Origin of the sequence: Aminobacter sp. MDW-2 (genome assembly GCF_014250155.1) — a bacterium.
GTDB lineage: Bacteria > Pseudomonadota > Alphaproteobacteria > Rhizobiales > Rhizobiaceae > Aminobacter > Aminobacter ciceronei.
Map to the genome: position 1 here is coordinate 473,006 of NZ_CP060198.1, position 26,172 is coordinate 499,177.

The following is a 26,172-nucleotide window of genomic DNA, read 5'->3' on the forward strand; positions in this document are numbered from 1 at the left end:
AAATGAAAGGCTAAGCCATGGCATTACATGCAACCTCCGTCGCCAGCCCCGACGACTACCCCACTCGTCGACCCGGAGAACGCTGGCTCGAACGCAAGGATCCTACCGTATGGGGCCAATGGTCACCGGACGCGCCGCTGACCCATGATCAGGCCCGCGCGTTCGAGCAGGACGGATATCTCGTGCTCGACGACGTATTTTCGGAGTCAGAGATTGCTGCCTTGCAAGGCGAATCTTCGCGGATGCGGTCCGGCGACGCCGAACTTGATCCCAATAACATCATCACCGAACCGGGTTCGAAAGAGGTGCGGACGGTGTTTCGTCTGGACCAGCAGAACGCGCTGTTTGACCGCCTGGCGCGCGACGAACGTATCGCTGGGCGTGCCGGGTTTCTGCTGAACGACGAGGTGTACCTGCATCAGTCGCGGCTGAACTACAAGCCGGGCTTCACCGGAAAGGAATTCTACTGGCATTCCGATTTTGAGACATGGCACGCGGAGGACGGTATGCCGCGGATGCGGGCCATCTCGGCTTCGGTCCTACTGACTGACAACGATGCGCTCAACGGCGCACTGATGCTCATACCCGGCTCGCACAAGACGTTCGTCTCCTGCGCAGGAGTAACGCCTGACAACAACCATGCGACCTCGCTGCAGAAGCAAGAGGTGGGCGTGCCTTCGCAGCAGACCCTGTCGAGAATGGCCGAAGCGTTCGGCATCGAATGTGTTCCCGGCAAGGCCGGCACCGTCATCCTGTTCGACTGCAATACTCTGCATGGATCGAATGGAAATATCACACCATTCCCGCGTTCCAACGCGTTTTTTGTCTACAACGCCTGGAGCAATCGCGTCGGAGCGCCTTTCGCGGCCAAGGCGCCGCGACCCGACTTTCTGAGCTCGCGCAACCCTTCGGGCCCGATAAAGGTCGAGCGCGGCCGGCTGGGATGATCCGCGCCCTCAGACGTGTCCAGACATACGACGCTCCGCCAGATCATGGGGCGTCCGGAGAAATCATGACCACGACCAAATCCCACACGGCAGAAAAGATCGGCGGCACATCGATGTCCCGCTCGAAGGAACTGCTCGATACAGTCCTGATAGGCGACCGCAGCGAAGACACCCTCTACAACCGCATTCTAGTGGTCTCGGCCTATGCAGGGGTGACCGACAGCCTGCTCGAGCACAAGAAGACCGGCGAGCCGGGTGTCTATACGCTGTTTGCCGGCGCTGAAGGCGGCTGGATCTGGGGCGATGCGCTCAATGCGGCAGCCGAGAGGATGCAGACGCACAACGCCACTGTCTTCGCCGCCGACGACAGTGCACGCCAGACCGCCGATCGATTTGTGCGTGAACGCATAGAGGGCGTCCGATCGTGCATGATCGATCTGGCGCGCCTTTGTTCCTTCGGCCACTTCCAGCTCGAACACCACCTGCTGACGGTGCGTGAAATGCTGTGTTCGCTGGGCGAGGCTCAGTCGGCCTTTAATACAGTGCTGCTGCTCAACCTGCACGGCGTCAATGCCCGGCTTATCGATCTGACCGGCTGGCGCGAAGGGGTCCAGCACGATCTTGACGAATGTATCCGCCGTGCGTTCGCCGATGTCGACCTGAGCCGAGAACTACCGATCGTGACCGGGTATGCCCAGTGCACCGAAGCGCTTATGCGCAGCTACGACCGCGGCTACAGCGAGGTCACACTGTCGCGCGTGGCCGTGGTAACCCAGGCCAGCGAAGCCATTATTCACAAGGAATTCCACCTGTCATCCGCCGATCCGCGCATCGTTGGGACCGGCGCTGTCCGTGTGATCGGGGCAACCAACTACGACGTTGCCGATCAGTTGTCGAACATGGGCATGGAAGCGATCCATCCGCGCGCCGCCAAGAGCCTGCGCCAGGCCGGCATTCCGTTGCGGGTGCGCAACGCCTTCGAGCCGGACCATGAGGGTACGCTGATACGAGCCGACCTTGCAGCTCAGTCTGCTCAGGTCGAGATCGTCACCGGGTTGAAGAATGTGTTTGCCTTCGAGTTCTACGACCAGAACATGGTTGGGGTTAAGGGCTATGACGCCGAGATACTGGAAGCGCTGACGCGCCATAAGGTCTGGATCCTGTCGAAGACCTCCAACGCCAACACGATCACCCACTTCCTCAAGGGTTCGATGAAGGCAATCAAGAGGGTCGAGTCGGACCTGTCCAAGGCCTACCCTAACGCGGAGATCACACTGCGAAAGGTCGCGCTGATCTCGGCCATCGGGCGCAACATCGCAGACCCCACCATACTCGCGCGCGCCATCGACGCTTTGGCGAAGGCTGAGATCGCGCCGCTAGGCGTCCATGCCCTGGTCCGCAAGGTGGACCTTCAGGTGATCATTGAGGAATCCGACTTCGAGCTGGCCGTCACAAGCCTGCATCGGGAGCTTATCGAAACACGGCAACTGGCGGCTACCGACTACGTGTCCCCGCTGAATGCCGCGGCCTGACTTCGGGAGCGATCGATCGGCGAAGCTGATCCAGGTTCCACAATACCGACGCATATCAAAACAACAGGAGTATGAGAGATGACCGGATTCGGAAGAACTGTACTGATGGCGCTTTCGGGCGTTGCCATGTCCGCACTCGCCCTCACCTTGGCCAATGCCGCGACGCTCGAGCAGATCAAGAAGTCGGGCACGATCCGCATCGCTGTCGCTAATGAGATCCCGTATGGCTATGTCGACCCCAAGGGCGAGGCCCTCGGCGCCGGCCCCACGGTTGCCAAGAAGCTGATGGAAAATCTCGGCATCGAAAAGATCGAATGGGTGACGACCAGCTTCTCTTCGCTTATCCCCGGCCTTCAGGCGGATCGCTTCGACATGGTGGCGGCCGAGATGGCTATCCTGCCCGACCGTTGCAAGACGGTCCTCTTCTCGGAACCCAATACCTCCTACGGCGAAGGACTTCTGGTTGCTGCGGGCAACCCGAAGGATATCAAGACATATGAAGATTTCGCCAAGAATTCCGCGCTCAAGGTTGCGATCATGGCGGGTGCCGACCAGTTGGAGATGATGCAGGCGCTGGGCGTTGCCGAAGGTAATCTGGTGACCATCGCCTCCAACGCCGATGCAATCTCAACGGTTTCAACCGGACGGGCTGATGCCTATGCCGCGACCAGCCTGACGGTGAGCGGACTGGCCAGCCAGAACGACGGCGTGGAAGTGGCGTCCGACTTTGCCGATCCGGTGGTGAACGGCAAAGAGGTTCGCAGTTGGGGCGGGTTCACATTCGCCAGTGGCAACGAAAGCCTGCGTGATGCCGTGAATGACGCGCTGTCCGAGTTCAAGAAAATGCCGGAGTGGAAGGAGATCGTAACCGGTTACGGGTTCACCGAAGCTGACGTTTCGGGATCGACTGCTCACACCACAGCCGATCTTTGCAGCGCCGACTAAGCTGACGGCATAGACGCGATCGAGGCGGGTGCCACGGTACCCGCCTTTTCGGTTCTGATCACCTTTCCCGCAGGATCAACTCATGCACTGGTCTGAATATCTCCTTCCCCTGGCGGAGGGCGCGTGGGTCACGGTCCAACTCACCGTCTATTCCACGATCTTGGGCGGGGTTCTCGCCTTTGTCTTCGGCATCGGCAAGCTGTCGTCCAACATGGCAATCAAGAGCGTCTCGGTCGGCTATATCGAACTCTTCCGCGGTACATCGTTGCTCGTGCAGCTATTCTGGCTGTATTTCGCTCTGCCCTTGGCAGGCATGGCGATCGGTATAGACCTGCGGCTGCCGCCAGTGGTTGCCGGCGTGCTGGCACTTGGCCTCAATATCGGCGCCTACGGTGCCGAAGTCGTGCGCGGCGCCATCCAGTCTGTCCACCAGAACCAGCGCGAAGCGGCGCGTGCCCTTAACTTCACCCCAAGGCAGACACTGTTCAACATCGTCATCCCGCAGGCAATTCCCGAGATGATGCCTTCATTTGGCAATCTGGCTGTACAGAACCTCAAGGATACTGCGCTTGTTTCACTGATAAGCCTCGGCGATCTGACCTTCCGCGCCGAACAGATTCGCAACTTCACCCAAGACAGCACGACAATCTACACGTTGTTGCTGTTGATGTATTTCGGCATGGCTCTGGTGGTCACAGTTGTCATGCACCTTATCGAACGCTTCGCCGGTCGATGGCGCATGGTGGGGAGCTAGTTCCATGCTTTTCGGCTTCGAATGGGACCTGACGAACCCGTTGAACTTTGCCATCTCCATCCTGCCTATCCTGCTGGTCGGCATGTGGGTGACAATTCAGGCAACCGTACTCGGCTTCTTCGTCGCATTGGTGCTCGGGCTCTTTCTTGCCGTTCTCAAGAGCGCGCGGTCGCGGTTCATTGCCTGGCCGGCACGACTCGTCACCGAATTCATTCGCGACACACCACTGCTGGTACAGTTGTTCTTCCTCTACTACGTGCTGCCCGAATACGGCATCGTGCTGCCGGCTTTCATGACCGGAGCGCTCGCCTTGGGCATCCAGTACAGTGCCTATACTTCGGAAGTCTACCGCGCCGGCATCGAGGCAGTAGGCAGAGACCAGCGCGAGGCGGCCCGTGCGCTCAACCTATCGGCCGCCAACACCTTTACCCACATTGTCGTGCCGCAGGCAGTGCCGCGCATCGTGCCGGCAATGGGCAATTATCTGGTCTCAATCATGAAGGACGTTCCGGTGCTGTCGGTTGTGACTGTTCTCGAAATGCTCAATGTCGCCAAGATCATCGGCGACCGCACCTTCGACTATCTCGTACCGCTGTCGCTGGTTGGCTGCCTTTATCTCGTCATGACTCTTGTGGCCTCGGCCGGCGTCCGCGTTCTCGACACCTACCTTCCCAAGCAAGGACTTCCGCTGAAATGACCGATGCCATCATAAGATTCGACAAGGTGGTCAAACGTTTTGGCGACCTCACCGTGCTCGACGAGCTCGATTTCGAGGTCAAGAAGGGCGAAAAGGTCTCGATCATCGGCCCTTCAGGGTCAGGCAAGTCGACGGTGCTGCGTATCCTGATGACGCTCGAGGGGATTGATGGCGGCGTTGTCCATGTCGACGGCGAACCACTATGGCATGAACTGCGCGAGGGCTCCCTCCTGCCGGCCAGCGAAGCGCATCTGCGCCGAATGCGCTCCAAACTGGGCATGGTGTTTCAACAGTTCAACCTGTTTCCTCACATGACGGTGATGCGCAACATTACCGAAGCTCCTGTAAAAGTACTTGGCCTTGGCAAGAAGGAGGCACAGCTACGCGCCGAGGAACTGCTGGATCTGGTAGGTCTTGCCGATCAGGCGAAGAAATTCCCGCATCAGCTGTCTGGGGGACAGCAGCAACGTGTCGGTATAGCGCGTGCACTTGCGATGAGGCCCAGTATCCTGTTGTTTGATGAACCAACGTCGGCGCTCGACCCTGAATTGGTGGGTGAGGTGCTTACGGTTATCGGCCGGCTTGCTGAAGAACACGACCTGACCATGCTGCTCGTAACCCACGAGATGCGGTTTGCACGCGAGATATCCGACCGTGTCTGCTTCTTCGACCGCGGGCAAATCCGCGAGGAAGGGACGCCGGACGAGCTTTTCACCGATCCAAGTGAAGAGAGAACACGTGAGTTCCTGAAAGCGATCCTAGACTAGGTGTTCAGTCCCGAGGTCAAGTGGACCAGGTCGAACCGGAAGCGATCTGGCTGATAGGCCCAGTCCGTACAGATGGCTTCGAAGGATGCAAGACCGCGAAGGGTCTTGAGGGGTCGGACGAAAATTGCAGCCTTCGAGGAAGGCGGCAAGGTGATCTTCGAGTTGGCGGTGAGTCTCGTAGTGATACCGCCGAACCGGTTGCCTCCCGCAGGCGCATAGAGGAAGTCATCCAGAGGCAGCAGCGTATGCTTACGAAAGGCAACGACCGTCGCCTCTTCATTGGCGGTTTGCACGGTCATCGGCCCCATCGGCGCATCGTGGACAAAAGCCCGCTTGTGCCACTTGGCAACAGATTTCTGATTTAGGTCGTGCTGCACGGCTAGCTCGTTGAGCTGAGCGTTCGATCACTGTACCGCTGCTCGGATGGCTTGCGTGGTCGTAGCACTGCCGCGGAGTATCTGTCCCATAGCTTCTCCCGGAATGAAGGATCAGCTTGACTGCCTCCCGCCACACTCCGGGACCAAACAGCTAGTCTAGTCGCCTTCGCCCTCGCCGGCCACCGAGATGCCGAACTTGCGCATCTTGAGATAAAGCGTCTTGCGCGAAATGCCGAGCGTGTCGGCCGTGGCGCCGATCCGGCCGTCGTGATGAGCCAGGCTGTCGAGTATGACGGCCCGTTCGTGCCGGTCCATCCGCGCCTCGAGGCTGTCGCTGTTGCCGGCTGGCCTGTCGAACATCGCATGATCTTCCAGACCAAGCATGAAACGCTCGGCGACGTTGCGAAGCTCGCGAACGTTTCCCGGCCACGGCCTGCTTTCGAGCTCGGCCAGCCAGGCAGCTTCCACCTTGGGGGCCGTTCGCCCCTGGCGCTTGGCAGCGAGTCCGAGAAAATGGCGAAACAGCAGGCCGACATCGCTCTTGCGGGCGGCAAGCGGCGGAATCTCGACGCGGGCGATATCGAGACGGAAGACAAGATCCTCGCGGAACTTGCCTTGCCGTGCCAGCTGATGCAGGTCCGCCTTGGTCGCCGCGACGACCTTGATATCGACAGGCAGCTCGACATTCGAGCCGAGCCGCTCGATGACCCTCTCCTGGAGCACGCGCAGCAGCCGTACCTGGGCGACGAGCGGCATCGATTCGATCTCGTCGAGAAACAGCGTGCCGCCGCTGGCGTGTTCGATCTTGCCGATCCGGCGCTCGCGGGCGCCGGTGAAGGCGCCGGCCTCGTGGCCGAGAAGCTCGGTTTCCAGCATGGTCTCGGGGATTGCCCCGCAATTGACCGCAACGAAGCGCCCCTTGCGAGCGCTGAAATCGTGGATGGCGCGCGCCGTCACTTCCTTGCCGGTGCCGGTTTCGCCGATGATCAGGACGTCGGTCGCAGCACCTGCGATCCGCTTCAGCTTCTCACGCAAGGCGACCATCGGCGCGGAATGACCGATCAGCCGCGTCTCCCAGGCGTCCGTCTCCGACGACAGCCGAAGCTGCCGGTTTTCGATGACAAGATGCCGGTGGTCACGGGCCCGGCGCACCGTCTCGATCAGATGCAGCGGATCGGCGGGCTTTTCGAGAAAGTCCCAGGCACCGTCGCGCATCGCCCGCAGCGCCATCGGAATGTCGCCATGGCCAGACATCAGGATGATGGGAATTTCGCGGTCGATCTTGCGTACCGCCGCCACCAGATCGAAGCCGTCATGATCGGGCATGCGCACGTCCGAAACGATGACGGCCGAGGTGTCTGCCCTCAATCCGGCGAGCGCCGATTTGACCGACCCATGCGCGGCCACACGCAGCTCTTCGAGCTCCAGCACTTCACGGCAGGCGTCAAGCACATTGGCGTCGTCATCGATCAGGATGATGTCGGGCGTCATTCAGGTCCTTTCAGGCTAACAAGAAAGCGGGTGCCTTGCGGACCGGTCTCGAGGATCGAAATGTCGCCGCCGAAATCCTTGACGATGTTGTAGGAAATCGACAAGCCGAGCCCGAGGCCGGACCCGACCGGCTTGGTGGTAAAGAACGGATCGAACACCGCACCGACATCGGTTGGCGCGATGCCCATGCCGGTATCGCCGACGATCAGGCGGGCACCCGCCCCGTCTGGTTCCACCAGGACACTGACATGCCTCACGGGCTGGCCCTTGACGGCGTCGAGCGCATTGGCAACCAGATTGACCGCGACCTGTTCGAGCCGCACCGGCTCGGCCATCACATTGGCCCGACCAGCGTCAGGCAGGCTGACGTCGAGAACGACGCCTTCCTCTTCGAAGCGGTGCTCGAGCAGCGCAAGCGCATCGCGCACGCAGGCGGAGATGTCAGTCGGCCTGAGCTTCGCGTCCGGGCGGCGGGCAAAGCGCCTGATGTGGCTGATATGGTCAGCCATCCGGCCGGTCAGCGCCTTGATCTTGTCCAGGTTGACCAGCGCCTGCTCGCCCTTGCCGCGCGATATCAGCGTCGAGCCGCTGTGGATGTGGGCGCGGATGGCAGCCAGAGGCTGGTTGAGCTCGTGGCCGATACCGGCGGCCATCTGGCCGAGGGCAGCGAGCTTTGCCGACTGGACAAGCTCGTCGCGGGTTTGCCGGAACATCGTCAGCGCATGGGCGAGATCGCCGAGTTCGTCGGCGCCTTCGGGCAATGCTGCGGCCGTCGGCCTGCCGCTGCTGATGGCGCCAGCTTCGTCAGCAAGCAAGCGAATGCGGCTGAGCAGGTTGCGCTGGACGTAGAAGATGCCGATCCCCAACGCCAGCACCACGGACAGGACGGCGATCGCCGCCAGCAGCTTGCGCCCGGTGTCGATGGCCGCAGCGGCACGTTTGGCGGCGGCATTGGCACTTGCCTCGATCGCCACGACTTCGGCTGCGATCTTGCGGCCGAGCTCGTCGACCAGCCGACCGTTCTGGCCGGCAAGCTCGGTCAGCCTGGCCGCCTCGATCATCTCCGAGCGCTTGCGGTTCGGGATCCCGGTTTGGGCGTTGGATTGCTCAAGGATGCGGCCGCTCAACTGGCGCACGGTGATGCTGTCCGGCCAGTTGCCAAGCGTTCCCAGCCGGTTGGCCAGTTCGTCGGCGCTGTCGCCGAGGAAGGCGTTGGTTTCCTGCACCTCCTCGGCCGTGGTGGCATTCACCAGCCGACCGATGAGGCCTGTCGCAAGATTGGCCTGCGACACGGCAGTCAGCAGCGCTTCACTCTTGCGCTGTTCGGCCAGCGCTGCCGCTCCCTGGCTGTTACGTGTTTCGGCCTCGATGTTGAAACGGATATCCTCGACCAGCGGCTCGGCTTCGTCGAGCAGGTCGGCCTGCACCCATCTGAGTTCGTCGATATCCGAGCGCATGGCCTCCAGCAGTGTGAAACGCTTGCCGGCGGCGACATCGATCTGACGCAGATTGTCGTTGATCCCGTTGGCAAGCGGCAGCAAGGCGCCGACCGGCGAGTTGGAATCGCTTTCGGCCAGCAATGACTGCAGCAGCTTCAACCGCTCGGCATAGATGGCGCGGATCTCGTTGAACTCGCTGCGCGTCTCGGCCCCCGCCAACACCGCCGTGACCGAGCCGATGTCGGCGCCCGCCGTTGAGAGGCGGGAGGCGTAAGCCAGTTGCGGCATCTGTTCGTTGGCGATCCGTGACAGCTCTCCGGACAGGCGTTCGTAAGACAGCCAGCCGACGACGCAGGCGCCCACGGCAAGGCCGACAATGGCAATGAAGGCCAGAGCGAGGCGGGCGCCGATGCCAAAGCGCCAGTCGCGGGTTGCGGCAGCGCCGGGATGATCGACCGCCATCATTGCCGCCATGGCTGATAACGCAGACTGTCGGGATCACGCGACGCAGTCATGATCAGGCTTTCTGCAGCAGCCAGGTTTTGCTCGATGGTGCTGCGCAAGGCGCGGGCGAATGCCTGCTGCTCGGGCGAGCGCACCGCCCCGCGCGGCCATTCCGTCTTCAGTGGGTCGGCAAGGCTCGTCATCTCCTCTGCCGAGAGCGGCGGCATGCTCAGCAAGGCACGGGCCCTCCCCAGCATCTCTTGCCGTTGCGGATCGTCAATGTTTGCCGTCTCCAGATCGGTAAGCCGCTTCCACAACCGCGCGAGCATTGCCCGGCGGCGCACGATGTAATCGTCGAACATGAGGTTGACGAGTCCATATCGCGCTGCCGAGGCGGATGGGTCGAAGCTGTGGTACTTCAGCAGGCCGTCGCCAGCCTGCTGCGGCAGCAGCCCTCCGTTCAACGACGCCAGCACGGGAATGCGACCGACTGCCGGCGTGAGCAGGATTTTCTGGCCCTCCTCCGAAAGAACGAAATCGACGAAGCGCTCCGCGCCCTCGATGTTGCGCGAACGCGACAGGATGGCGATGCTTGCGGGCACGAAGACCGCATTGCGTGGCGTGATGAAGACATTGTCGGCCTTGGCCAGATCCGGTGCCCGCGCCAGGAAGTCGATGGTGATACCGATGCCGAAGCGCCGCTGCGCGACGCCGGAAGCAACACCGAAGCTGCGCGCCGTGACCGTCGACAGGTTGCCGCCCAACTGCGACAGCAGCGCCCAGCCGTGATCCCAGCCGTAGGTCTGCAGCAGCGCTTCGACGATCAGGTGCGTCGTGCCCGAGCGCGACGGCGAGGTGATGCCGATGTGTCCCGAATAGACCGGCTTGATCAGGTCCTGCCAGTCGCGCGGGACCGGCAGGCCGTGCTGCGCGAGATAGGATGGATTGTAGACGAAGCCATAGCCCGACAAGGCGAAGCCGAGATAGTAGCCGCCGGGATCGTCGACCGGATAACCGAGTACCCTGGCAGGTGCGCCGGTTGGCCGCGGCGCGATCGGTCGCAGTTCACCTGTCCGCTTCAGCAGCTCGAAGGCATCGGCGGCGGAAGCCCAGAAGATGTCGGCGGCAACTTCCGTCTTCTCGATGATGAAGCGGCTGGCGCTTGCCGTGTTGCGCTGGATGACGACGAGGCGGATGTCGGCGTTGCGGCGCTCAAAGGCCCTCTGGAACGGCTCGATGAAGGATGGTGGATAGGAAGTGACCACGACGAGGTCACGACGATCCGCCGCCCAGACAGCGCCGGCAAGCGATGCGAGCGTGCACATGGCCGACAGCACGAGCGCCGACAAGATACCTATCCTGGCCAATCTGCCCTCATCGTCGTGGCCGCCTTCGTGGAAACGCTCAATCTAACGTATGGCCATCCAGAGGCGCCACCCCGGACGGCCCTGCGACGGCAGGCCCCTCTCAGTCGTTCCTGCCGCGCGTTTCCTCGAGGAACGTCACCAGGGCGCGGCCGGCGCCGAGAATGTGGTCGCGGGTGAGCTCGGCAGCCTTGTCGGCATCGCCCGCGATACAGGCATCGAGAATACCCTTGTGCTCGCGCCGTGCCCGGCTCATGCCGTTGGTCAGCGTCAACTGGGCGCGCAAATAGCGGTCGATGCGGTCGAGCGAAGCGCGCACGATCTGCAGGTAGTAGGGCCGTCGCGCCGCCTCGTAGAGGCTGTAGTGGAAGTTGCGGTTGATCTCGCCCCACATCGCCGAATTGGCCTCGCTGTCGAACGCTTGGCAGTGGCGTCGGGCCGCGTCGAGGGTCTTTCCGGTCAACTTCGGCACGGCCAGTCGGATGACCTCGGCCTCGATCAGCGCACGGAACTCGAATATCTCCTCGATCTCCTCGATCGACAACCCTGCAACGACTGCGCCCTTGTAGCGCTGCGTGGTGATCAGGCCGTTCTGCTCGAGCCGCGACAGCGCCTCGCGCACCGGGATGCGGCTGGTGTTGAACATCAAGGCGATCTGGTCCTGCCTCAGGTTTTCGCCTTCGGCGAGGTCACCCTCGATGATCGCCTTGCGCAGCGCCTCGTAGACGATATCGGCCGCCGATGCGGCCTGCCTGATATCGACGGTCTCCAGTTTCATTGCGGTCCAACCTTGCGGGATTGCGGCAAACGGCCAAGCCTCGGTGATAGGTGCTGCAACGGCGCGGGGCAACATGCCCAGCATTTTCTTCCCGCACAATTGCATATTCCAGATTGTATATTGGATCCGATGTTTCTATGGGTGCCAAGGTGCGAGCGGCTAAGGCACGATACGGCAACGCGACCGGTATCGTAGCGGAAGCCGACAAGGCGAATTCACGGGGAGGCGAAGGATGCGCACAAGCAAGGTGATCCATATCGTGTCGTGCCACGCCGAGGGCGAGGTCGGCGACGTCATCGTCGGCGGGGTCGCGTCGCCGCCTGGCGAGACGCTATGGGAACAGCGGCGCTTCATCGCCGAGGACAAGACGCTGCGCAATTTCGTGCTCAACGAGCCGCGCGGCGGCGTGTTCCGCCACATCAATCTTCTGGTGCCGCCCAAGGATCCGCGTGCCGCGATGGGCTTCATCATCATGGAGCCGGAAGACACGCCGCCGATGTCTGGGTCCAACTCGATCTGCGTTTCGACTGTGCTGCTCGACAGCGGCATCGTGCCGATGCAGGAGCCGGAGACGCGATTTGTCCTTGAAGCGCCGGGCGGCCTTGTCGACGTCGTGGCCAGCTGCCGCAATGGCAAGGCCGAGCGGATCACGGTCACCAACGTGCCGTCCTTCGCCGACAGGCTGGACGCAAAGCTCGAGGTCGAGGGCCTGGGCACGCTGACCGTCGACACCGCTTACGGCGGCGACAGCTTCGTCATCGCCGATGCGAAGGCGCTGGGATTTTCCGTCACGCCCGACGAGGCGCGCGAGCTGGCCGAAACCGGCATAAGGATCACCCGCGCCGCCAATGAACAGCTCGGCTTCTCGCATCCCGAGAACCACGAATGGGACCACATCTCGTTTTGCCAGTTGGCGCTTCCGGTCGAAGAAAGGGACGGCGTCCTGCATGGCCGCAACACCGTCGTCATCCAGCCCGCCAAGCTCGACCGCTCGCCGACCGGCACCGGCTGCTCGGCACGCATGGCCGTGCTGCACGCACGCGGACTGATGAAGGTCGGCCAGCGTTTCAGCGGCCATTCGATCATCGATTCGACCTTCGATTGCCGCATCGTCGGCGAGACGTCAGTCGCCGGCCGGCCGGCGATCGTTCCGGAAATCTCCGGACGCGCCTGGATCACCGGAACCCACCAGGTGATGCTCGATCCCGACGATCCCTGGCCGGCAGGCTACCGGCTCGCCGACACCTGGCCGCGAAAGCAGTAGGGTCAGGTCTCGGAGATGATGCGCGTGGTGCCGACCCAGAGCTCGCGCGCCGGACCCGGGCCGACGTTGCGGGCACGGTGCGGCAGCGAAGCAGGGAAGTGCAGCGTGTCGCCGGCCTTGAGCAGGTACTCCTTGCCATCGATCTCGTAGAGCATCTCGCCCTCGATCAGATAAAGAAAGTCCTCGCCCTGATGGGTCGTGATTTCCGAGGCATAGCCTTGTGGCATGTGGGTGATGCAGCCATTGAGCTGGGCACCGGGAAAGCCGCGTTCGAGCAGTTCATAGACCCGCTCCTTGGTCTCGACATTGTAGCTGCGGCGCGCACCGGCATGGGAGACCATCGAGTGGGCATGCTCCGGCGGTTGCGACAGGAAGGTGTCGACGCTGGTCTCGAGCGCGTTGGCGACATTGTAGAGCGAAATCAGCGACGGCGTCGAAATCCCGCGCTCGATCTGGCTGATGAAGCCTTCGGTCAGGCCCGCCTCGGCCGCGACCTGCTTCATGGTCTTGCCGATCAGCTTGCGGCGCGCCCGCAACATCTGTCCGATCGAAGCGGCGGCAGGCATGTCCGGATGCGGCGCGTCCCCGGTGCCTGCGGCCGCGTCATCGATATCGAGGGGCATCACTGTCTTTCCGCTTGACTTCACAATTTCGATGAACTTTAGTCCAGCTAAAGTTGGTGCGCAAGCCAAATGGCCACCGCGCCGCCGCTTTGATGGGGAACCACACAATGCCTTCGCGGCAATCCGGACGCAAAGAATATTGTCCGGCAAGATTGGATAAAATATCCAAACTGGTCGTTGAGGCGTAGCGCCGGCATTGCCGGCAGGCCAAGAGGAGGAGAAGACATGAAACGCTTTTTGCCGCTTTTGCTCGGCGCAGCTCTGGGATTTGGCGCCGCGACGTCGGCTTTGGCGATCGAGCGCGGCGGCTCGATGACCTTTGCCCGTTATGACGACTCCACCGTCATCGACCCGGTTTGGGCCGACCGCAATCCCGACCTGTGGATGATCACCAGCCTGTATGAGACGCTGCTGCGCAACGGCGCCGACGGCGCGATCGAGCCCGGCCTGGCCGAAAGCTACGCGGTCGCCGGCGACGGCAAATCGATCTCGCTCAAGCTGCGCGACGGCCTGAAATTCTCCGATGGCTCGGCCATCACGGGCGACGACGTTGTCTTTTCGCTCGATCGCGCCCGCAATCCCGACGGGCCATGGGGCGGCCTGCTCGGCTCGGTCGAAAAGGTGACGGCAGAGGGCGGCAAGGTCACGCTGTCGTTGAAGCAACCCGATCCGACGATCCCCTCGATCCTCGCCACCTTCAACACCGGAATTGTCTCCAAGGCGGCGTTCGAAAAGGCATCAGGCAGCAACGACCAGGAAAAGGCCAAGGCCTATTTCGACAACAACCCGGTGACGTCAGGGCCTTTCACGATGAAGAGCCGGGTTGCCGGTTCGAGCATGAGCTTCGCCAGGAACCCGAACTACTGGCGCGCCGGCGAGGACGGCAAGTCGCTGCCCTATCTCGATGGCGTCGATTTCGTCGTCATTCCAGATGACGCCACCCGCATCCTCAAGCTTCAGGCCGGCGAGGTCGACGTCGCCGAATTCATTCCGTTCGCCCGTGTCGGCGAACTCAGCGGCGACGCCAGTCTGAAGATGGAGCTATTTCCCTCGACCCGCATCATCTATGCGCCGATCAATACCCGCGACACCCGCAAGGACGGCTCGAAGAACCCGCTCGCCGACCTCAAGGTGCGCCAGGCGCTGAACTACGCTACCGACAAGAACATGCTGATCAAGCTGGTGACCTTCGACACCGGCAAGCCAATGACCTCGCTGATGTCGGCAGCAACCCAGCTGCACTATGGACCGGAGCCGCTCTATCCCTACAACCCGGAAAAGGCCAAGCAGTTGCTGGCTGAAGCGGGCGCCGATGGCGGCCTCGACATCACCTTCACCACGCTCGCAGGCAGCGCCGACGACGCCACGCTGTTCACCGCGCTGCAGCAGATGTGGGCGCCGCTCGGCGTCAATCTGAAGGTCGAGCAGGTCGACAACCCGACGCGCGGCGCCAAGAACCGCAATGGCGAGTTCGACATCCACACCTATGGCTGGGCCAACGACGTCAACGACCCTGCCCAGGTCACTGGATGGCTCGGCTATTACAAACAGCGCCAGGCCGTCGGCACAGGTTGGAACAACCAGGAATTCAACACGCTGTTCGAGGCGTCGAACTCCGAAGTCGATCCAGCCAAGCGCAAGGACGAATACAAGCGCATGCAGGAAATCTACGCCGCAGAAGCGCCGCTGCTCTTCCTCTATGAGACGCCCTTCGCAGTCGCCGTGTCGAAGTCGCTCGAGAATTACGTTCAGACCCCGCTCGGTGCCAACGACTTCTCGGAAGCCTGGCGCGCCAAGTAACCCAAGCGTGACCGCTGCGCGCCGGACGGGCTATCCGTCCGGCGCGCCTCTTTGCAAGGCGAGTGTTTCGAGGCGAAGCCAATGCCCTCTCTCTCATATCTCGTGGCGCGGCTGCTGCAGATCATCCCGACCTTCCTTTTGGTCATGGTCTTCATCTTTCTGCTCGTGCGCATGCTTCCCGGTGACCCAGCCATCGCCATGGCCGAGGCCAAGGCGACCGATGCGCAGGTCGAGCAGATCCGCCGCAATCTCGGCCTCGACCAGCCGCTACCGGTGCAGTTCATGGTCTTCGTCAAGAACACGCTGTCAGGTGATCTCGGCCGCTCGATCATGATGAAGGCGCCAGTGAGCGAGGTGATCCTCAGCCGATTGCCGACCACCATCTTCCTGTCGCTCTACGCCGTTGCACTTGCTGTGCTCCTGGCCGGGCCACTCGCCTTTCTTGCCGCCATGCGTGCCAACACCACGACTGACGTCGTCATCCGCGGCGCCTTCCAGGTCGGGTTGTCGATGCCGGTGTTCTACATCGGGCTGGTGCTTTTGACCGTGCTTGCCGCGCAGTTGCGCTGGTTCCCCGTCGGCGGCTATGGCACGACCTTCCTCGGCAATTTGCACCATCTGATGCTGCCGGCGTTGAGCGTGGCACTCTACACCTCCGCCATCATCGTCAGAAACCTGCGCGCCTCGCTGATCGAGGTGCTCGACGCCGACTATGTCCAGTTCGCCCGCGCCAAGGGGCTTACGCCGCGCATCGTCATGACCCGCCACGTGCTGCGCAATGCGCTGGTCTCGACGGTGACCCTGCTCGGCCTGTCGATCGGCAACCTGATGAGCGGCACGCTGGTGACCGAGACGGTGTTTGCCATTCCCGGCGTCGGCCGCCTGATGCTGGAAGCGATCTTTGCCCGCGACTATCCGCTGATCCAGGGCTTGACCTTGACCTTCGCGGTGATGGTCTCGGTCGTCTTCCTGCTCACCGACGTCGTCCAGTCGCTGCTCGATCCGAGGCTTCGTAAGTCATGAGTGCACTCGGTCACACTTCACAGCGCAGGCCAAACCGCTTGCTGGCCTTCCTCGGCCGTGCCTTCGCCCGGCCGTCCTTTGTCATCGGCTTCGCCATCATCGCCTGTTCGATCCTGCTGGCGCTCTGTCCGCAGGTCTTTGCACCCTACGATCCGCTCGCCTTCGACATGACGGCGATCCAGCAACCACCGAGCCTCGCCCATCCATTCGGCACCGACAATTTCGGCCGCGACGTTCTTTCACGCGTCATCTGGGCCTACCGTGTCGACATGCAGATGGCGCTGCTTGCCACCATCTTCGCGCTGACCATCGGCGTCACGGCGGGCGCCTTCGTCGGCTATTACGGGGGCATCGCCGACACCATCTTCGGGCGCTGCGTCGATGCCATCATCACCTTCCCGTTCCTGGTGCTGGTCATCGCCATCGTCGCCGTGCTCGGGCCGGGCCTGGTCAACATGTACATTGCCATCACCATGGTGAACTGGGTCTATTACGCCCGCCTCACCCGCGCCGAGATCATGACGCAGAAGGCCAACGACTACGCCGCCGCCGGCCGTGTGCTCGGCTTTTCCGACCGCCGCATCATCTTCCGCCACCTTTTGCCCAACGCGATTTCGCCTGTAATCGTCTACTGGATGACCGACATGGCGCTGGCCATCCTGCTCGGCTCGTCGCTCGGCTATCTCGGCCTCGGCGCGCAGCCGCCGGCGGCCGAATGGGGCGTGCTGATCTCGGAGGGGCGCAACTTCCTGCTGACGGCCTGGTGGATGAGCCTGATGCCGGGTGTCGCCATCGTGCTCACCGGCCTCGGCTTCAGCCTGCTCGGCGACGCGCTGGCCGACCTGCTGCGAGCGAAGGGGCGCTGAGATGTCCGAACCCACGCAACATACGGTGCTCGAACTGCGCCACCTCAGAACCGAATTTGGTTCGCGAGAACGGCCGCTGATCGCCGTCGACGACGTCTCCTTCAGCGTCAAGGCCGGCGAGATCCTCGGCCTCGTCGGCGAATCCGGCTCGGGCAAAAGCATCACCTTGCGCTCGATCCTCGGCATCGTCCGTCCGCGTGGCCGCGTCGGCGGCGAAATCCTCTGGAAGGGCCGCGATCTCGCAGCGCTCGACGAAGCGGCGTTGCGCAAGGTGCGCGGCCGCGAGATCGCAATGATCTTCCAGGAGCCGATGTCTTCGCTCAATCCGCTGCTCACGGTGGGGCTGCAGATCTCCGAAAACCTCGCCACCCATACCGACCTCGACGCCCGCGCCCGCAAGACCAAGGCCGTCGAACTGCTTGAGATGGTCGGCATCCCCGCTGCACGCAACCGGCTCGGCGACTATCCGCACGAGTTCTCTGGCGGCATGCGCCAGCGCGTCATGATCGCCATCGCGTTGGCGTCGAACCCGCAGCTGCTGCTCGCCGACGAGCCGACGACGGCGCTGGACGTTACGATCCAGGACCAGATCCTGCGCCTGATTCAGTCTTTGAGCCGCGATCTCGGCATGGCGGTGATCCTCGTCACCCATGACATGGGCGTGGTGGCACAGACCTGCGACCGGGTGGCGGTGATGTATGGCGGCAGGCTGTGCGAACTGGGGACGACGACCCAGGTGATCGGCGACGCCCGCCATCCCTACGCGCTGGGGCTCTTGCGCTCGATCCCGCGCGACGTCGCCCCACGCACGCCGCTCTACTCGATCCCCGGCGCACCGCCGTCACTCAGCGCGCTGCCTCCGGGCTGCGCCTTCACCGCGCGGTGTCCGGTCGCCGGTTTGGAATGCGGCGATGTTCGTCCCCCGCTTGCCGCCGTCGGCCAGCATCACCAGGTGGCCTGTCATCGTCGCGCCGAGGCGCTCGCTCACTTCCGTCAACACGAGGCGGCGTCATGAACATGCTGACCATGGAGCCGGCCAAGCCGCTGCTGTCCATCCGCGACCTCACCATGCGCTTCGCAAAGCCACGCTCGCTATCCGATGCCATCGCCCGCCGCCCGTGCCAGGTCGTGTCGGCGCTCAATGGCGTCGATCTCGACGTCATGGCTGCCGAGACGCTTGGCATCGTCGGCGAGTCCGGCTGCGGCAAGTCGACGCTGGCGCGCTGTATCGCCGGACTGCACCAGCCAAGCGGCGGCGACATTCTGTTCGAGGGTGAGAGCGTCGTCGGGCTCAAGGGACCGAAACGCCGCGCCTACAACAAGCGCGTCCAGATGATGTTCCAGGATCCCTATACCTCGCTCAACCCGCGCATGACGGTGCGCGATACGCTGCGCGAGGCGATCTCGGTGCACAGGATGCGCGAAGGCGCTGCCATCGAGCGGCGCATAGACGAGTTGCTCGATCTCGTGCGCCTGCCCGAGGGTGCCGCCGACAAGTACCCGCACGAATTCTCCGGCGGGCAGCGCCAGCGCATCGGCATCGCGCGTGCGCTGTCGCTCGAGCCGATCTGTCTCGTCGCCGACGAGCTTGTGTCAGCGCTCGACGTCTCGGTTCAGGCGCAGGTGGTCAACCTTCTGCTCGAGCTGCAGGACAATCTCGGACTGACGGTGCTATTCGTTGCGCATGATCTCAGGCTGGTGCGCCACGTCTCGCACCGGGTCGCGGTGATCTATCTCGGCGCCATCGTCGAGGTCGGCCCGTCCGAGGCGCTGTTCTCGCGGCCGCGCCATCCGTATTCGCAGGCCCTGCTGGCTGCGGCACCGTCGCTCGATCCGGCCGACCGCAAGCGCGCGCCGGCACTGTCAGGCGAGTTGCCGAGCCCGCTCGACATCCCTCCGGGCTGCCCGTTCCATGTGCGCTGCCCGCATGCCGCCGAGCGCTGTCGTATCGAAAAGCCAGCGCTGCGACCTGTCGGCGCCGGCATGGCCGCCTGCCACTTCGCCGAAACCATATCAGCGGTGTGACCGCGACCATCTGCAGATCAAGGACAGACGACATGACACCGACCGACAGGCTGGACATGACCGGCCGCGTTGAAGCGCTGCGCCACAAGCTCGCCGAAGAAGGGCTCGACGGCTACGTCGTGCCGCGCTTTGACGAGCACCAGAGCGAGTATTGCGCGCCACATGACTGCCGGCTCGCCTACCTCACCGGCTTCACCGGCTCGGCGGGCGTCGCGATCGTCATGCGCGACAAGGCGGCAATCTTTGTCGACGGCCGCTACCAGGTGCAGGTTCGCGACGAGGTCGATCTCGGCACCTTCACTGTCGAGCATTTCTACGATGCGCCGCTGAAGGATTGGCTGGCGAAGAACATAGATGAAGGCCAGCGCATAGGCTTCAATGCGATGCTTTTGCCCTCGACCTGGGACCAGGATTGCGGTCGCGCCGTGGAATCAGCTGGCGGGAGCTGGGTCGCGACCCCGGGCGATCTCGTCGATGCGATCTGGACGGACCAGCCGGAAAAGCCGCTGGGGTCGATCATGGCTTTCGGTCGCCAGTATTCCGGCGAGAGCGTTGCAGACAAGAAGCGTCGTATCGTGGAGTTGGTCGCGGCGCAGGGCGCCGACTTCCTCGTCGAGGCCCAACCCGACAACATCTCCTGGCTGCTCAACGTGCGTGGCCGCGACGTGGCGTTCAACCCGATGCCGCATTCCTTCCTGATCCTCGACAAGGACGGCCGCACCGAGTGGCTGGTCGACCACCGCAAGCTGCCCAACGATCTCTCCGATTTGGAGCTCGACGAGGTCGCAATCGCCGAGCCGGCGCGCCTTCTGGAACGCGTCGCGGCCTTCGCCGAGGGGCGAACAGCGCTCGTCGATCCCGGTTTCGCGCCGTCGGCGGTTGTCCATGCGGCGCGTGACAGTGGCGGCGAGATCAAGCTGACCCGCAGCCCGATCACACTCGCCAAGATGGAAAAGAACGACATCGAGCTGCAAGGTTTCCGCGACTGCCATCAGCAGGATGGCGCGGCCTGGGTGCGTTTCCTGGCCTGGCTCGACCGCTACGGCCGCACGCGCGAAAGCCAAGGCATGCCGGTGAGCGAATTGGAGGCCGAAGAGCGCATCCTGACCTATCGCCGCGACAGCAGGCTGTTCGTCGAGCCGAGCTTCCGCACGATCTCGGCCTCCGCCGGCAATGCCGCGATGTGTCACTACAACGCCACCATCGAGACCAACACGCCGATCACCTCGGCCGATGTCTATCTGCTGGACAGCGGCGGGCAGTACCTGACCGGCACCACCGATGCCACGCGTACGACGGCATTGGGCAGCATCAGCCCGGAAATCCGCCGCGCCTATACGGCCGTGCTCAAGGGGCTGATCTCGATGCTGACGTTGAAGTTCCCGACCGGAACCTGCGGGCACCAGATCGACGCCTTCGCCCGGCGCCCGCTCTGGGACCTCGGCCTCGATTACGACCACGGCACCGGGCACGGCGTCGGCCACTTCCTGTCGGTGCACGAGCAGCCGCAGCGTTTCGACAAGCGGGTCAACGAGATTGCCTTGCGGCCCGGCATGGTGACCACAATCGAACCCGGTTACTACAAGGCGCAAGAATACGGCATCCGGCTCGAAAACCAGGTCGAGGTTGTCGCAGCGGGCGACGGCTTCATGGCCTTCAAGAGCCTGACGCTGGTGCCGCTCGACCTGCGCCTCGCCAATATCGAGCTACTGTCGTCGTCGGAAAGACGATGGCTCGACGCCTATCATGACGAAGTAAGGTCGGCGCTGAGCCCCCTGCTTGGCCGAGATGACATGGAGTGGCTGCAGCGCATGTGCACACCGTGTCGGGACGCCATCTGAGCGGATATCACGTCAGTTCATGCGCCGCCTCGACCGACCGCACTCCATCTCAGGCCTCCGATCAGAGAGCTGTTGGCGTTTCGGACAGACGCACTCCTGCCACGCGTCGCGGCGGTGTCGTTGCGAATGCCGGCTTCACCGCTCGTCGCCACGGCATCAACGTTAACAATTTTGGCCTGATCCCGGCAGCAAGGCTGGACTGGATCGGCAAGGCGATCGGACGCGGCAGCGCCCGAGCCTCAGCCAATCGCCGCCCCGACAAGCAGATCGCGCAAAAGCCGGACGGCGTTCGGCTTTTGCGGCACGCTCGGCGCCAGAAAAGACAACGAACGTTCATGCGCGTGCGCGTGCGGCACGGGAACGATGTTGAACCCGTTGGCAACGAGCCCCGGCCAGTGTGGCACAAGTGAACTGCCGATGCCCTTGCCAACCAGGATCGCGATCGTCTCCAGCGCGTCCATGTCGCAACGCACGTCGGCATAGAGCCCTGCCTTCTCCATGTAGGCGGCGACGATCCGGCCACCCCATGACGACGGGTCGTAGCGGATGAACGGCGTTTCCCGCGCATGTGCGATGATATCAGCAGGCGCAACGGCATCGCGCGTCAAATAGACCAGCGGCTCACGCGAAATGCGCGTGGCGTCCAGCAGCTTGGGCAACGCGAAAGGCGGCTCGACCAGAACGGCAACGTCAAGCTGGCCGGCGAGCATCTGGTCGTAGAGATGCTCGGACGTTCCGGGTGTCAACCGCAGTTTCAGGGACGGCGCGCACTCCGTCAGCTTGCCCAGCACCACAGGAACAAGCCCGGTCAGGACAGTCGAGATCGCCCCTACCCTGAGATCCCCGGAGAGACCGCTTGCGTCGAGGTCATGGACCAGCAGCGAGGCATCGCGAACAAGCATGCAGGCACGCGGCAGCAGCGAAAGGCAGGCTTCCGTCGGCCGTGCAGTGTGCGCACCTCGCACCAGAAGCGGGCAGCCGAGCTTCCGTTCCAGGGCCTGGATGCGTTGGCTGACAGCCGCCGGGGTCAGCCGTTCCCGCCGCGCGGCGGCAACGATGGAGCCGGTCTCGACCACCGCAACGAGGCTCTGTAGAAACCGGATATCCAATGGAATTCCTTATGCTCAGAGAAATAATTCCCTAGTTTTCCTTTCCTAGCGGACGCTCTAGATGTCGGTCAAACACTGGGAGCCTTTGACAATGAAATCACTGTTCCACCTCGCCATCCACGTCACGGACCTCGACGCGGCGCGCGGCTTCTATGGCGACGTGCTTGGCTGTGTCGAAGGGCGTTCGACCGACAGCTGGGTCGACTTCGATTTTTTCGGCCATCAGCTGTCGCTGCATCTCGGCAAGCCGTTCGAGGTCACGCGCACCGGCAAGGTCGGCACGCACCTCGTCATGATGCCGCATTTCGGCATCGTGCTGCCGCTCGACGACTGGTTTGCGCTCGCCGATCGTTTGAAAAAAGGCGGCATCGCATTCGACATTCCGCCTGTCATCCGCTTCGAAGGTGAACCCGGCGAACAGCGCACGATGTTCTTCTTCGACCCCTCCGGCAATCCGATCGAGGTCAAGGGCTTCAAGGATTTCGACAGCGTCTTCGCCGCTTAGACGAGACAGGTCACGCTCGACAGGTTCTAGGATGAGATCGCGTGCCTGGCTTGATCAGATCGCGATCGTCGCCGAATAGAGCGCAGCTGCAACGTCCGGATCGTCGGCGTCGGTGACTGCCAGAAGGTCGAGGCGATTGCCGTCGAGCTCAGCGTGAATGCCCTCGATCTTGTACGGCCGATCGAGCCGGCGAACGAAACGCAGCCGCCCGTCGTTCCCGACGATGCCGATGGCAGCCCCGACACATGCGCCGTCGTTGAAGGCGTCGTCCGTGTCTTCGGCCACCGCGCTGAACACCATGTCGCCACCGGGCAGCGCCGTGGCGTCCGTAAAGCACAATGGCACGCCATCGACATGGCCGAGATCGAAGCTGTCGATTGTCATCGGCCTGAGCGCATCGGAACGTCTGCCGGTCAAGACGTCGAAGGCCGCCGCAAGCGGATATCGGATGATGGCATTTTCGGTATGCTGCTTGTTGCCGCGCTGGAACAGGCGCAGTTCATCATTGACGACGACGGCGCCTTCGACATTGACCTCGGCGAAGGCGTCGGTAAGCGGAACCAGCACCGCCGACAGGTCGAGGCTTCGCGGCACGCCTGAAATGCGCCCCACCGGATCGAGCCCGAGCACGGCACCCCGGCGCCGGTTGGGCCGCGAGCCCGACCCAACAGCCAACAGCGCGCCATGGGCGAAACCAGGGAAAGCCGGCAGCAGCGTCAGTGCTTCGAGGTCGGGCTTTTGCCGCTTGCGCACCGCTTTCGCATCCGGCAGCACGCCGTCGAACAGCCGTACCAACTGGCCAGGACGATCGTCCTTCGTGGAAAAGACGCCGAGATGGAGTTCGTCGTCGGCGACGACGTACATCGCCGAACTGAGGCAAACGAGACCGCTTGCGGCGCTCAGATGCAATGGCCGCTCAGTGCTTGCCGCAGCCGTCAGGGTCAGTTCGCGCAGCTTCTTGAGGGCGATCATGCGGAAGTCATAGCCGCTTGTGCGCGAATGGCTCCTACCTGCCGGGACATTGCCGCAGCCGCCTGACCGTCACTTCTTCTCAAGATCGATAAGCCCCTCCAGCAGGTCGAGCAGCTGTTCGTAGCGCTCCTGCCCTATACGCCTTTGGACGTCATCATAGATGGCGCTGCTTTCCGGCGACACTTCCGATATCAGGACCTGCCCTTTCGGCGCGATGGACAGCATCACCCGCCGGCCATCGGCTTCGACCTTGCCGCGCGTGATGAGGCTGCGTTCTTCGAGCGCTTTGATGATCCGCGTCAGGCTCGGCGCCAGGATCGAGGCGCGTTCGGCAAGTTCCGTCGCGTCGAGGGGGCTCTGCTCGCCCAGAACGCGAATGACGCGCCATTGCTGCTCCGAAACGCCATGCTGAGCGAGAATGGGCCGGAACTGGGCCATCACCACTTCACGCGCACGCAACAGTGACATTGGCAACGAACGTCGGGTGCTTTGCAGCAAGGGCGAGCTCCTGATGGCAGGCGACGGCTTGGCCGGCATTCCACTCTACTCCGATAATACCGGCGCCCCGACGGATCAACGCCACGCGACGGCAATCAGCCGAATTCCGTCGCAGCCGCCTTGACACCGACACGCATAACTACTTAACATGTTAAATATCAAAACGCCACATGTGTGGGAAGACACGCCTTGCCTCACCTCACGCTCGAATATTCCGCCAATCTCGACGGTCGCGTCGACATGCCGTTGCTGTGCGAGGAGCTGTCACAGGCAATCCTCGACACCGGCATGTTCGAACATGGCGCCGTCAGGGTGCGGGCGCTGCGCGCCGACGCCTATGCGGTTGCCGACCGCCTGCCGGAAAACGCCTTCATCGACATGAGCTTCAGGATCGGCGCCGGTCGCACCGCCGCCGACAAGAAGCGTGCCGGCACAGCGATCTTCGCTGCAGCGAACGCGTTTCTCGCCCCCCTGTTCGCCACACCTCATTTTGCGCTTTCGCTCGAGATCCGCGAGATCGACGCCGAACTGAGCTGGAAAAACAACGCCATCCACCCGCGTCTGCGGAACAAGTGACGGAAACCTCAATGTCAGATTTCGAAAACAACCTGCGCAAGGCTGAAGCCTATCTCGAACGCTTCAAGACAGGCGGGGTCAGCAACCACATCAATGGCGAGGCGATGCCTGCGCTCGACGGCACGACCTTCGAGACCATCTCGCCGGTCGACCTCAAGCCGCTCGCCCGGGTGGCGCATGGCAAGGCGGCTGACATCGACATGGCGGCAAAGGCAGCCAAGGCAGCCTTTCCGGCATGGGCTGCCCAATCGGGCGATGCCCGCAAGAAGATGCTTCACGCCATCGCCGACGCCATCGTCAAGCGGGCCGAGGAAATCGCCTTCGTCGAATGCATGGATACCGGCCAGTCGCTGAAGTTCATGGCCAAGGCGGCCCTGCGCGGTGCTGAGAACTTCCGCTACTACGCCGACAAGGCACCCGAGGCGCGCGACGGCCGCACGCTGCAGGCGCCCGGCCAGTTGAACATCACGACCCGCGTGCCGATCGGCCCGGTCGGCGTCATCACGCCGTGGAACACGCCGTTCATGCTGTCGACGTGGAAGATCGCCCCGGCGCTCGCCGCAGGTTGCACGATCGTGCACAAGCCGGCCGAGTTCTCGCCGCTGACAGCACGGCTGCTCGTCGAGATCGCCGAAGAGGCGGGCTTGCCGAAGGGTGTCTGGAACCTGGTCAACGGCCTGGGCGAGGATGCCGGCAAGGCGCTGACCGAACACCCTGACATCAAGGCAATCGGCTTCGTCGGCGAGAGCCGCACCGGTTCGATGATCATGCGCCAGGGCGCCGACACGCTGAAGCGCGTGCATTTCGAGCTCGGCGGCAAGAACCCGGTGATCGTGTTTGCCGATGCCGACCTCGAGCGCGCAGCGGACGCCGCCGTGTTCATGATCTACTCGCTCAATGGCGAGCGCTGCACTTCGTCGTCACGCCTGCTGGTCGAAGCCTCGATCCACGACACGTTTGTAGCCATGGTGGCGGAAAAGGCCAAGCGTATCCACGTCGGCCACCCGCTCGATCCGAAGACAGTCGTCGGCCCGCTGATCCACCCGGTGCATGAGACCAAGGTGCTGTCCTACATCGAACTCGCCCGCTCGGAAGGTGCTACCGTCGCCGCCGGCGGCACCAAGGTCGAAGGGCCCGGCGGCGGCTGCTATGTCGCGCCGACATTGTTTACCGGCGCGCGCAACGACATGCGCATCGCCCAGGAAGAGATCTTCGGGCCGGTGCTGACCGCGATCCCGTTCGAGACTGAAGCCGAAGCGCTTTCGATTGCCAACGACACCCAATACGGTCTTGCCGGATATCTGTGGACATCGGATGTGACGCGCGCCCTGCGCTTCACCGAAGGGCTGGCTGCGGGAATGATCTGGGTCAATTCGGAGAACGTCCGCCATCTGCCGGCGCCGTTCGGCGGCGTCAAGAATTCCGGCATCGGCCGCGACGGCGGCGACTGGTCGTTCGACTTCTACATGGAAACAAAGAACATCGCCTTCGCCACGGCGGCCCACAACATCCAGAAGCTCGGCGGCTGAGCGGGA

General features: G+C 63.0%; 24 protein-coding genes and 1 pseudogene. 16 read left to right on the plus strand and 9 right to left on the minus strand.

Annotation, left to right across the window (positions count from 1 at the left end; translation table 11 throughout):
* Positions 1-17: 17 nt before the first annotated feature.
* From thpD to ehuA, 6 genes are all read left to right on the plus strand, one after another.
* Entirely contained in the window at positions 18-947 is a 930-nt protein-coding gene (gene thpD, locus H5P29_RS30860; RefSeq protein ID WP_067967672.1) for an ectoine hydroxylase, read from the plus strand.
* Between the two features lie 65 nt (positions 948-1,012).
* On the plus strand, positions 1,013-2,479 hold the full coding sequence (locus H5P29_RS30865) for an aspartate kinase (protein ID WP_154384289.1): 1,467 nt from the start codon (positions 1,013-1,015) through the stop codon (positions 2,477-2,479).
* Positions 2,480-2,557: 78 nt separating this feature from the next.
* Entirely contained in the window at positions 2,558-3,424 is an 867-nt protein-coding gene (gene ehuB / locus H5P29_RS30870; RefSeq protein ID WP_154384288.1) for an ectoine/hydroxyectoine ABC transporter substrate-binding protein EhuB, read from the plus strand.
* 82 nt (positions 3,425-3,506) lie between these two features.
* Positions 3,507-4,178: an ectoine/hydroxyectoine ABC transporter permease subunit EhuC gene (gene ehuC / locus H5P29_RS30875; RefSeq protein WP_067967664.1), complete on the plus strand. Its 672-nt coding sequence runs from the start codon at positions 3,507-3,509 to the stop codon at positions 4,176-4,178.
* A 4-nt stretch (positions 4,179-4,182) separates the two neighbouring features.
* Positions 4,183-4,875, plus strand: a complete 693-nt coding sequence (gene ehuD / locus H5P29_RS30880; RefSeq protein WP_067967662.1) for an ectoine/hydroxyectoine ABC transporter permease subunit EhuD — start codon at positions 4,183-4,185, stop codon at positions 4,873-4,875.
* A complete protein-coding gene (gene ehuA / locus H5P29_RS30885) occupies positions 4,872-5,642 on the plus strand; it encodes an ectoine/hydroxyectoine ABC transporter ATP-binding protein EhuA (RefSeq protein WP_067967659.1) in 771 nt (256 codons plus the stop codon). The genes ehuD and ehuA overlap by 4 nt, the downstream gene beginning before the upstream one ends.
* A gap of 212 nt (positions 5,643-5,854) precedes the next feature.
* Here ehuA and H5P29_RS32770 read toward each other — a convergent pair.
* From H5P29_RS32770 to H5P29_RS30910, 5 genes and pseudogenes are all read right to left on the minus strand, one after another.
* A pseudogene (locus H5P29_RS32770) lies at positions 5,855-6,109 on the minus strand (IS481 family transposase); the annotation flags it as partial.
* A 66-nt stretch (positions 6,110-6,175) separates the two neighbouring features.
* Positions 6,176-7,510, minus strand: a complete 1,335-nt coding sequence (locus H5P29_RS30895) for a sigma-54 dependent transcriptional regulator (RefSeq protein ID WP_154384287.1) — start codon at positions 7,508-7,510, stop codon at positions 6,176-6,178.
* Complete coding sequence (locus tag H5P29_RS30900) at positions 7,507-9,423, minus strand: ATP-binding protein (protein ID WP_246670706.1); 1,917 nt, start codon at positions 9,421-9,423, stop codon at positions 7,507-7,509. The genes H5P29_RS30895 and H5P29_RS30900 overlap by 4 nt, the downstream gene beginning before the upstream one ends.
* Complete coding sequence (locus H5P29_RS30905) at positions 9,411-10,742, minus strand: ABC transporter substrate-binding protein (RefSeq protein WP_154384286.1); 1,332 nt, start codon at positions 10,740-10,742, stop codon at positions 9,411-9,413. Before H5P29_RS30905 ends, H5P29_RS30900 begins: the two co-directional genes overlap by 13 nt.
* 118 nt (positions 10,743-10,860) lie before the next feature.
* Entirely contained in the window at positions 10,861-11,535 is a 675-nt protein-coding gene (locus tag H5P29_RS30910; protein WP_067967646.1) for a GntR family transcriptional regulator, read from the minus strand.
* Between the two features lie 232 nt (positions 11,536-11,767).
* Here H5P29_RS30910 and H5P29_RS30915 point away from each other — a divergent pair, with 232 nt between their 5' ends.
* On the plus strand, positions 11,768-12,799 hold the full coding sequence (locus tag H5P29_RS30915) for a proline racemase family protein (RefSeq protein ID WP_067967643.1): 1,032 nt from the start codon (positions 11,768-11,770) through the stop codon (positions 12,797-12,799).
* A 2-nt stretch (positions 12,800-12,801) separates the two neighbouring features.
* Here H5P29_RS30915 and H5P29_RS30920 read toward each other — a convergent pair whose 3' ends face one another.
* Positions 12,802-13,422, minus strand: a complete 621-nt coding sequence (locus H5P29_RS30920) for a helix-turn-helix domain-containing protein (protein ID WP_067967638.1) — start codon at positions 13,420-13,422, stop codon at positions 12,802-12,804.
* A gap of 225 nt (positions 13,423-13,647) precedes the next feature.
* Here H5P29_RS30920 and H5P29_RS30925 point away from each other — a divergent pair, with 225 nt between their 5' ends.
* The 6 genes from H5P29_RS30925 to H5P29_RS30950 all read left to right on the plus strand — a co-directional run bounded on the left by H5P29_RS30925 (position 13,648) and on the right by H5P29_RS30950 (position 20,977).
* A complete protein-coding gene (locus H5P29_RS30925; RefSeq protein WP_067967637.1) occupies positions 13,648-15,222 on the plus strand; it encodes an ABC transporter substrate-binding protein in 1,575 nt (524 codons plus the stop codon).
* A gap of 81 nt (positions 15,223-15,303) precedes the next feature.
* Positions 15,304-16,245 (plus strand): ABC transporter permease, encoded by a 942-nt coding sequence (locus tag H5P29_RS30930; RefSeq protein ID WP_067967635.1) that lies wholly within the window; start codon positions 15,304-15,306, stop codon positions 16,243-16,245.
* Positions 16,242-17,111: an ABC transporter permease gene (locus H5P29_RS30935; protein WP_083948819.1), complete on the plus strand. Its 870-nt coding sequence runs from the start codon at positions 16,242-16,244 to the stop codon at positions 17,109-17,111. Before H5P29_RS30930 ends, H5P29_RS30935 begins: the two co-directional genes overlap by 4 nt.
* Position 17,112: 1 nt before the next feature.
* Positions 17,113-18,126: an ABC transporter ATP-binding protein gene (locus H5P29_RS30940; RefSeq protein WP_154384285.1), complete on the plus strand. Its 1,014-nt coding sequence runs from the start codon at positions 17,113-17,115 to the stop codon at positions 18,124-18,126.
* The gene (locus tag H5P29_RS30945) at positions 18,123-19,136 is read left to right on the plus strand and encodes an ABC transporter ATP-binding protein (protein WP_246670705.1); all 1,014 of its coding nucleotides are present in this window, start codon (positions 18,123-18,125) and stop codon (positions 19,134-19,136) included. Before H5P29_RS30940 ends, H5P29_RS30945 begins: the two co-directional genes overlap by 4 nt.
* Before the next feature lie 32 nt (positions 19,137-19,168).
* Positions 19,169-20,977 (plus strand): aminopeptidase P family protein, encoded by a 1,809-nt coding sequence (locus H5P29_RS30950; protein WP_154384284.1) that lies wholly within the window; start codon positions 19,169-19,171, stop codon positions 20,975-20,977.
* A 239-nt stretch (positions 20,978-21,216) separates the two neighbouring features.
* Here H5P29_RS30950 and H5P29_RS30955 read toward each other — a convergent pair whose 3' ends face one another.
* Complete coding sequence (locus H5P29_RS30955; protein ID WP_154384283.1) at positions 21,217-22,086, minus strand: LysR family transcriptional regulator; 870 nt, start codon at positions 22,084-22,086, stop codon at positions 21,217-21,219.
* A gap of 91 nt (positions 22,087-22,177) precedes the next feature.
* Between H5P29_RS30955 and H5P29_RS30960 the strand changes: the two genes are divergently transcribed.
* Entirely contained in the window at positions 22,178-22,591 is a 414-nt protein-coding gene (locus tag H5P29_RS30960) for a VOC family protein (RefSeq protein WP_154384282.1), read from the plus strand.
* Positions 22,592-22,645: 54 nt separating this feature from the next.
* On the opposite strand, the gene H5P29_RS30965 is transcribed toward H5P29_RS30960, so the two are convergent.
* Both H5P29_RS30965 and hpaR read right to left on the minus strand, forming a co-directional pair.
* Complete coding sequence (locus H5P29_RS30965) at positions 22,646-23,563, minus strand: hypothetical protein (RefSeq protein ID WP_154384281.1); 918 nt, start codon at positions 23,561-23,563, stop codon at positions 22,646-22,648.
* Positions 23,564-23,632: 69 nt separating this feature from the next.
* The gene (gene hpaR, locus H5P29_RS30970) at positions 23,633-24,100 is read right to left on the minus strand and encodes a homoprotocatechuate degradation operon regulator HpaR (protein ID WP_067967620.1); all 468 of its coding nucleotides are present in this window, start codon (positions 24,098-24,100) and stop codon (positions 23,633-23,635) included.
* 150 nt (positions 24,101-24,250) lie between these two features.
* Between hpaR and H5P29_RS30975 the strand changes: the two genes are divergently transcribed.
* Together H5P29_RS30975 and hpaE are read left to right on the plus strand one after the other, a co-directional pair.
* Complete coding sequence (locus H5P29_RS30975; RefSeq protein WP_067967617.1) at positions 24,251-24,637, plus strand: 5-carboxymethyl-2-hydroxymuconate Delta-isomerase; 387 nt, start codon at positions 24,251-24,253, stop codon at positions 24,635-24,637.
* 11 nt (positions 24,638-24,648) lie between these two features.
* Complete coding sequence (hpaE, locus tag H5P29_RS30980) at positions 24,649-26,166, plus strand: 5-carboxymethyl-2-hydroxymuconate semialdehyde dehydrogenase (RefSeq protein ID WP_154384280.1); 1,518 nt, start codon at positions 24,649-24,651, stop codon at positions 26,164-26,166.
* Positions 26,167-26,172: the final 6 nt, after the last annotated feature.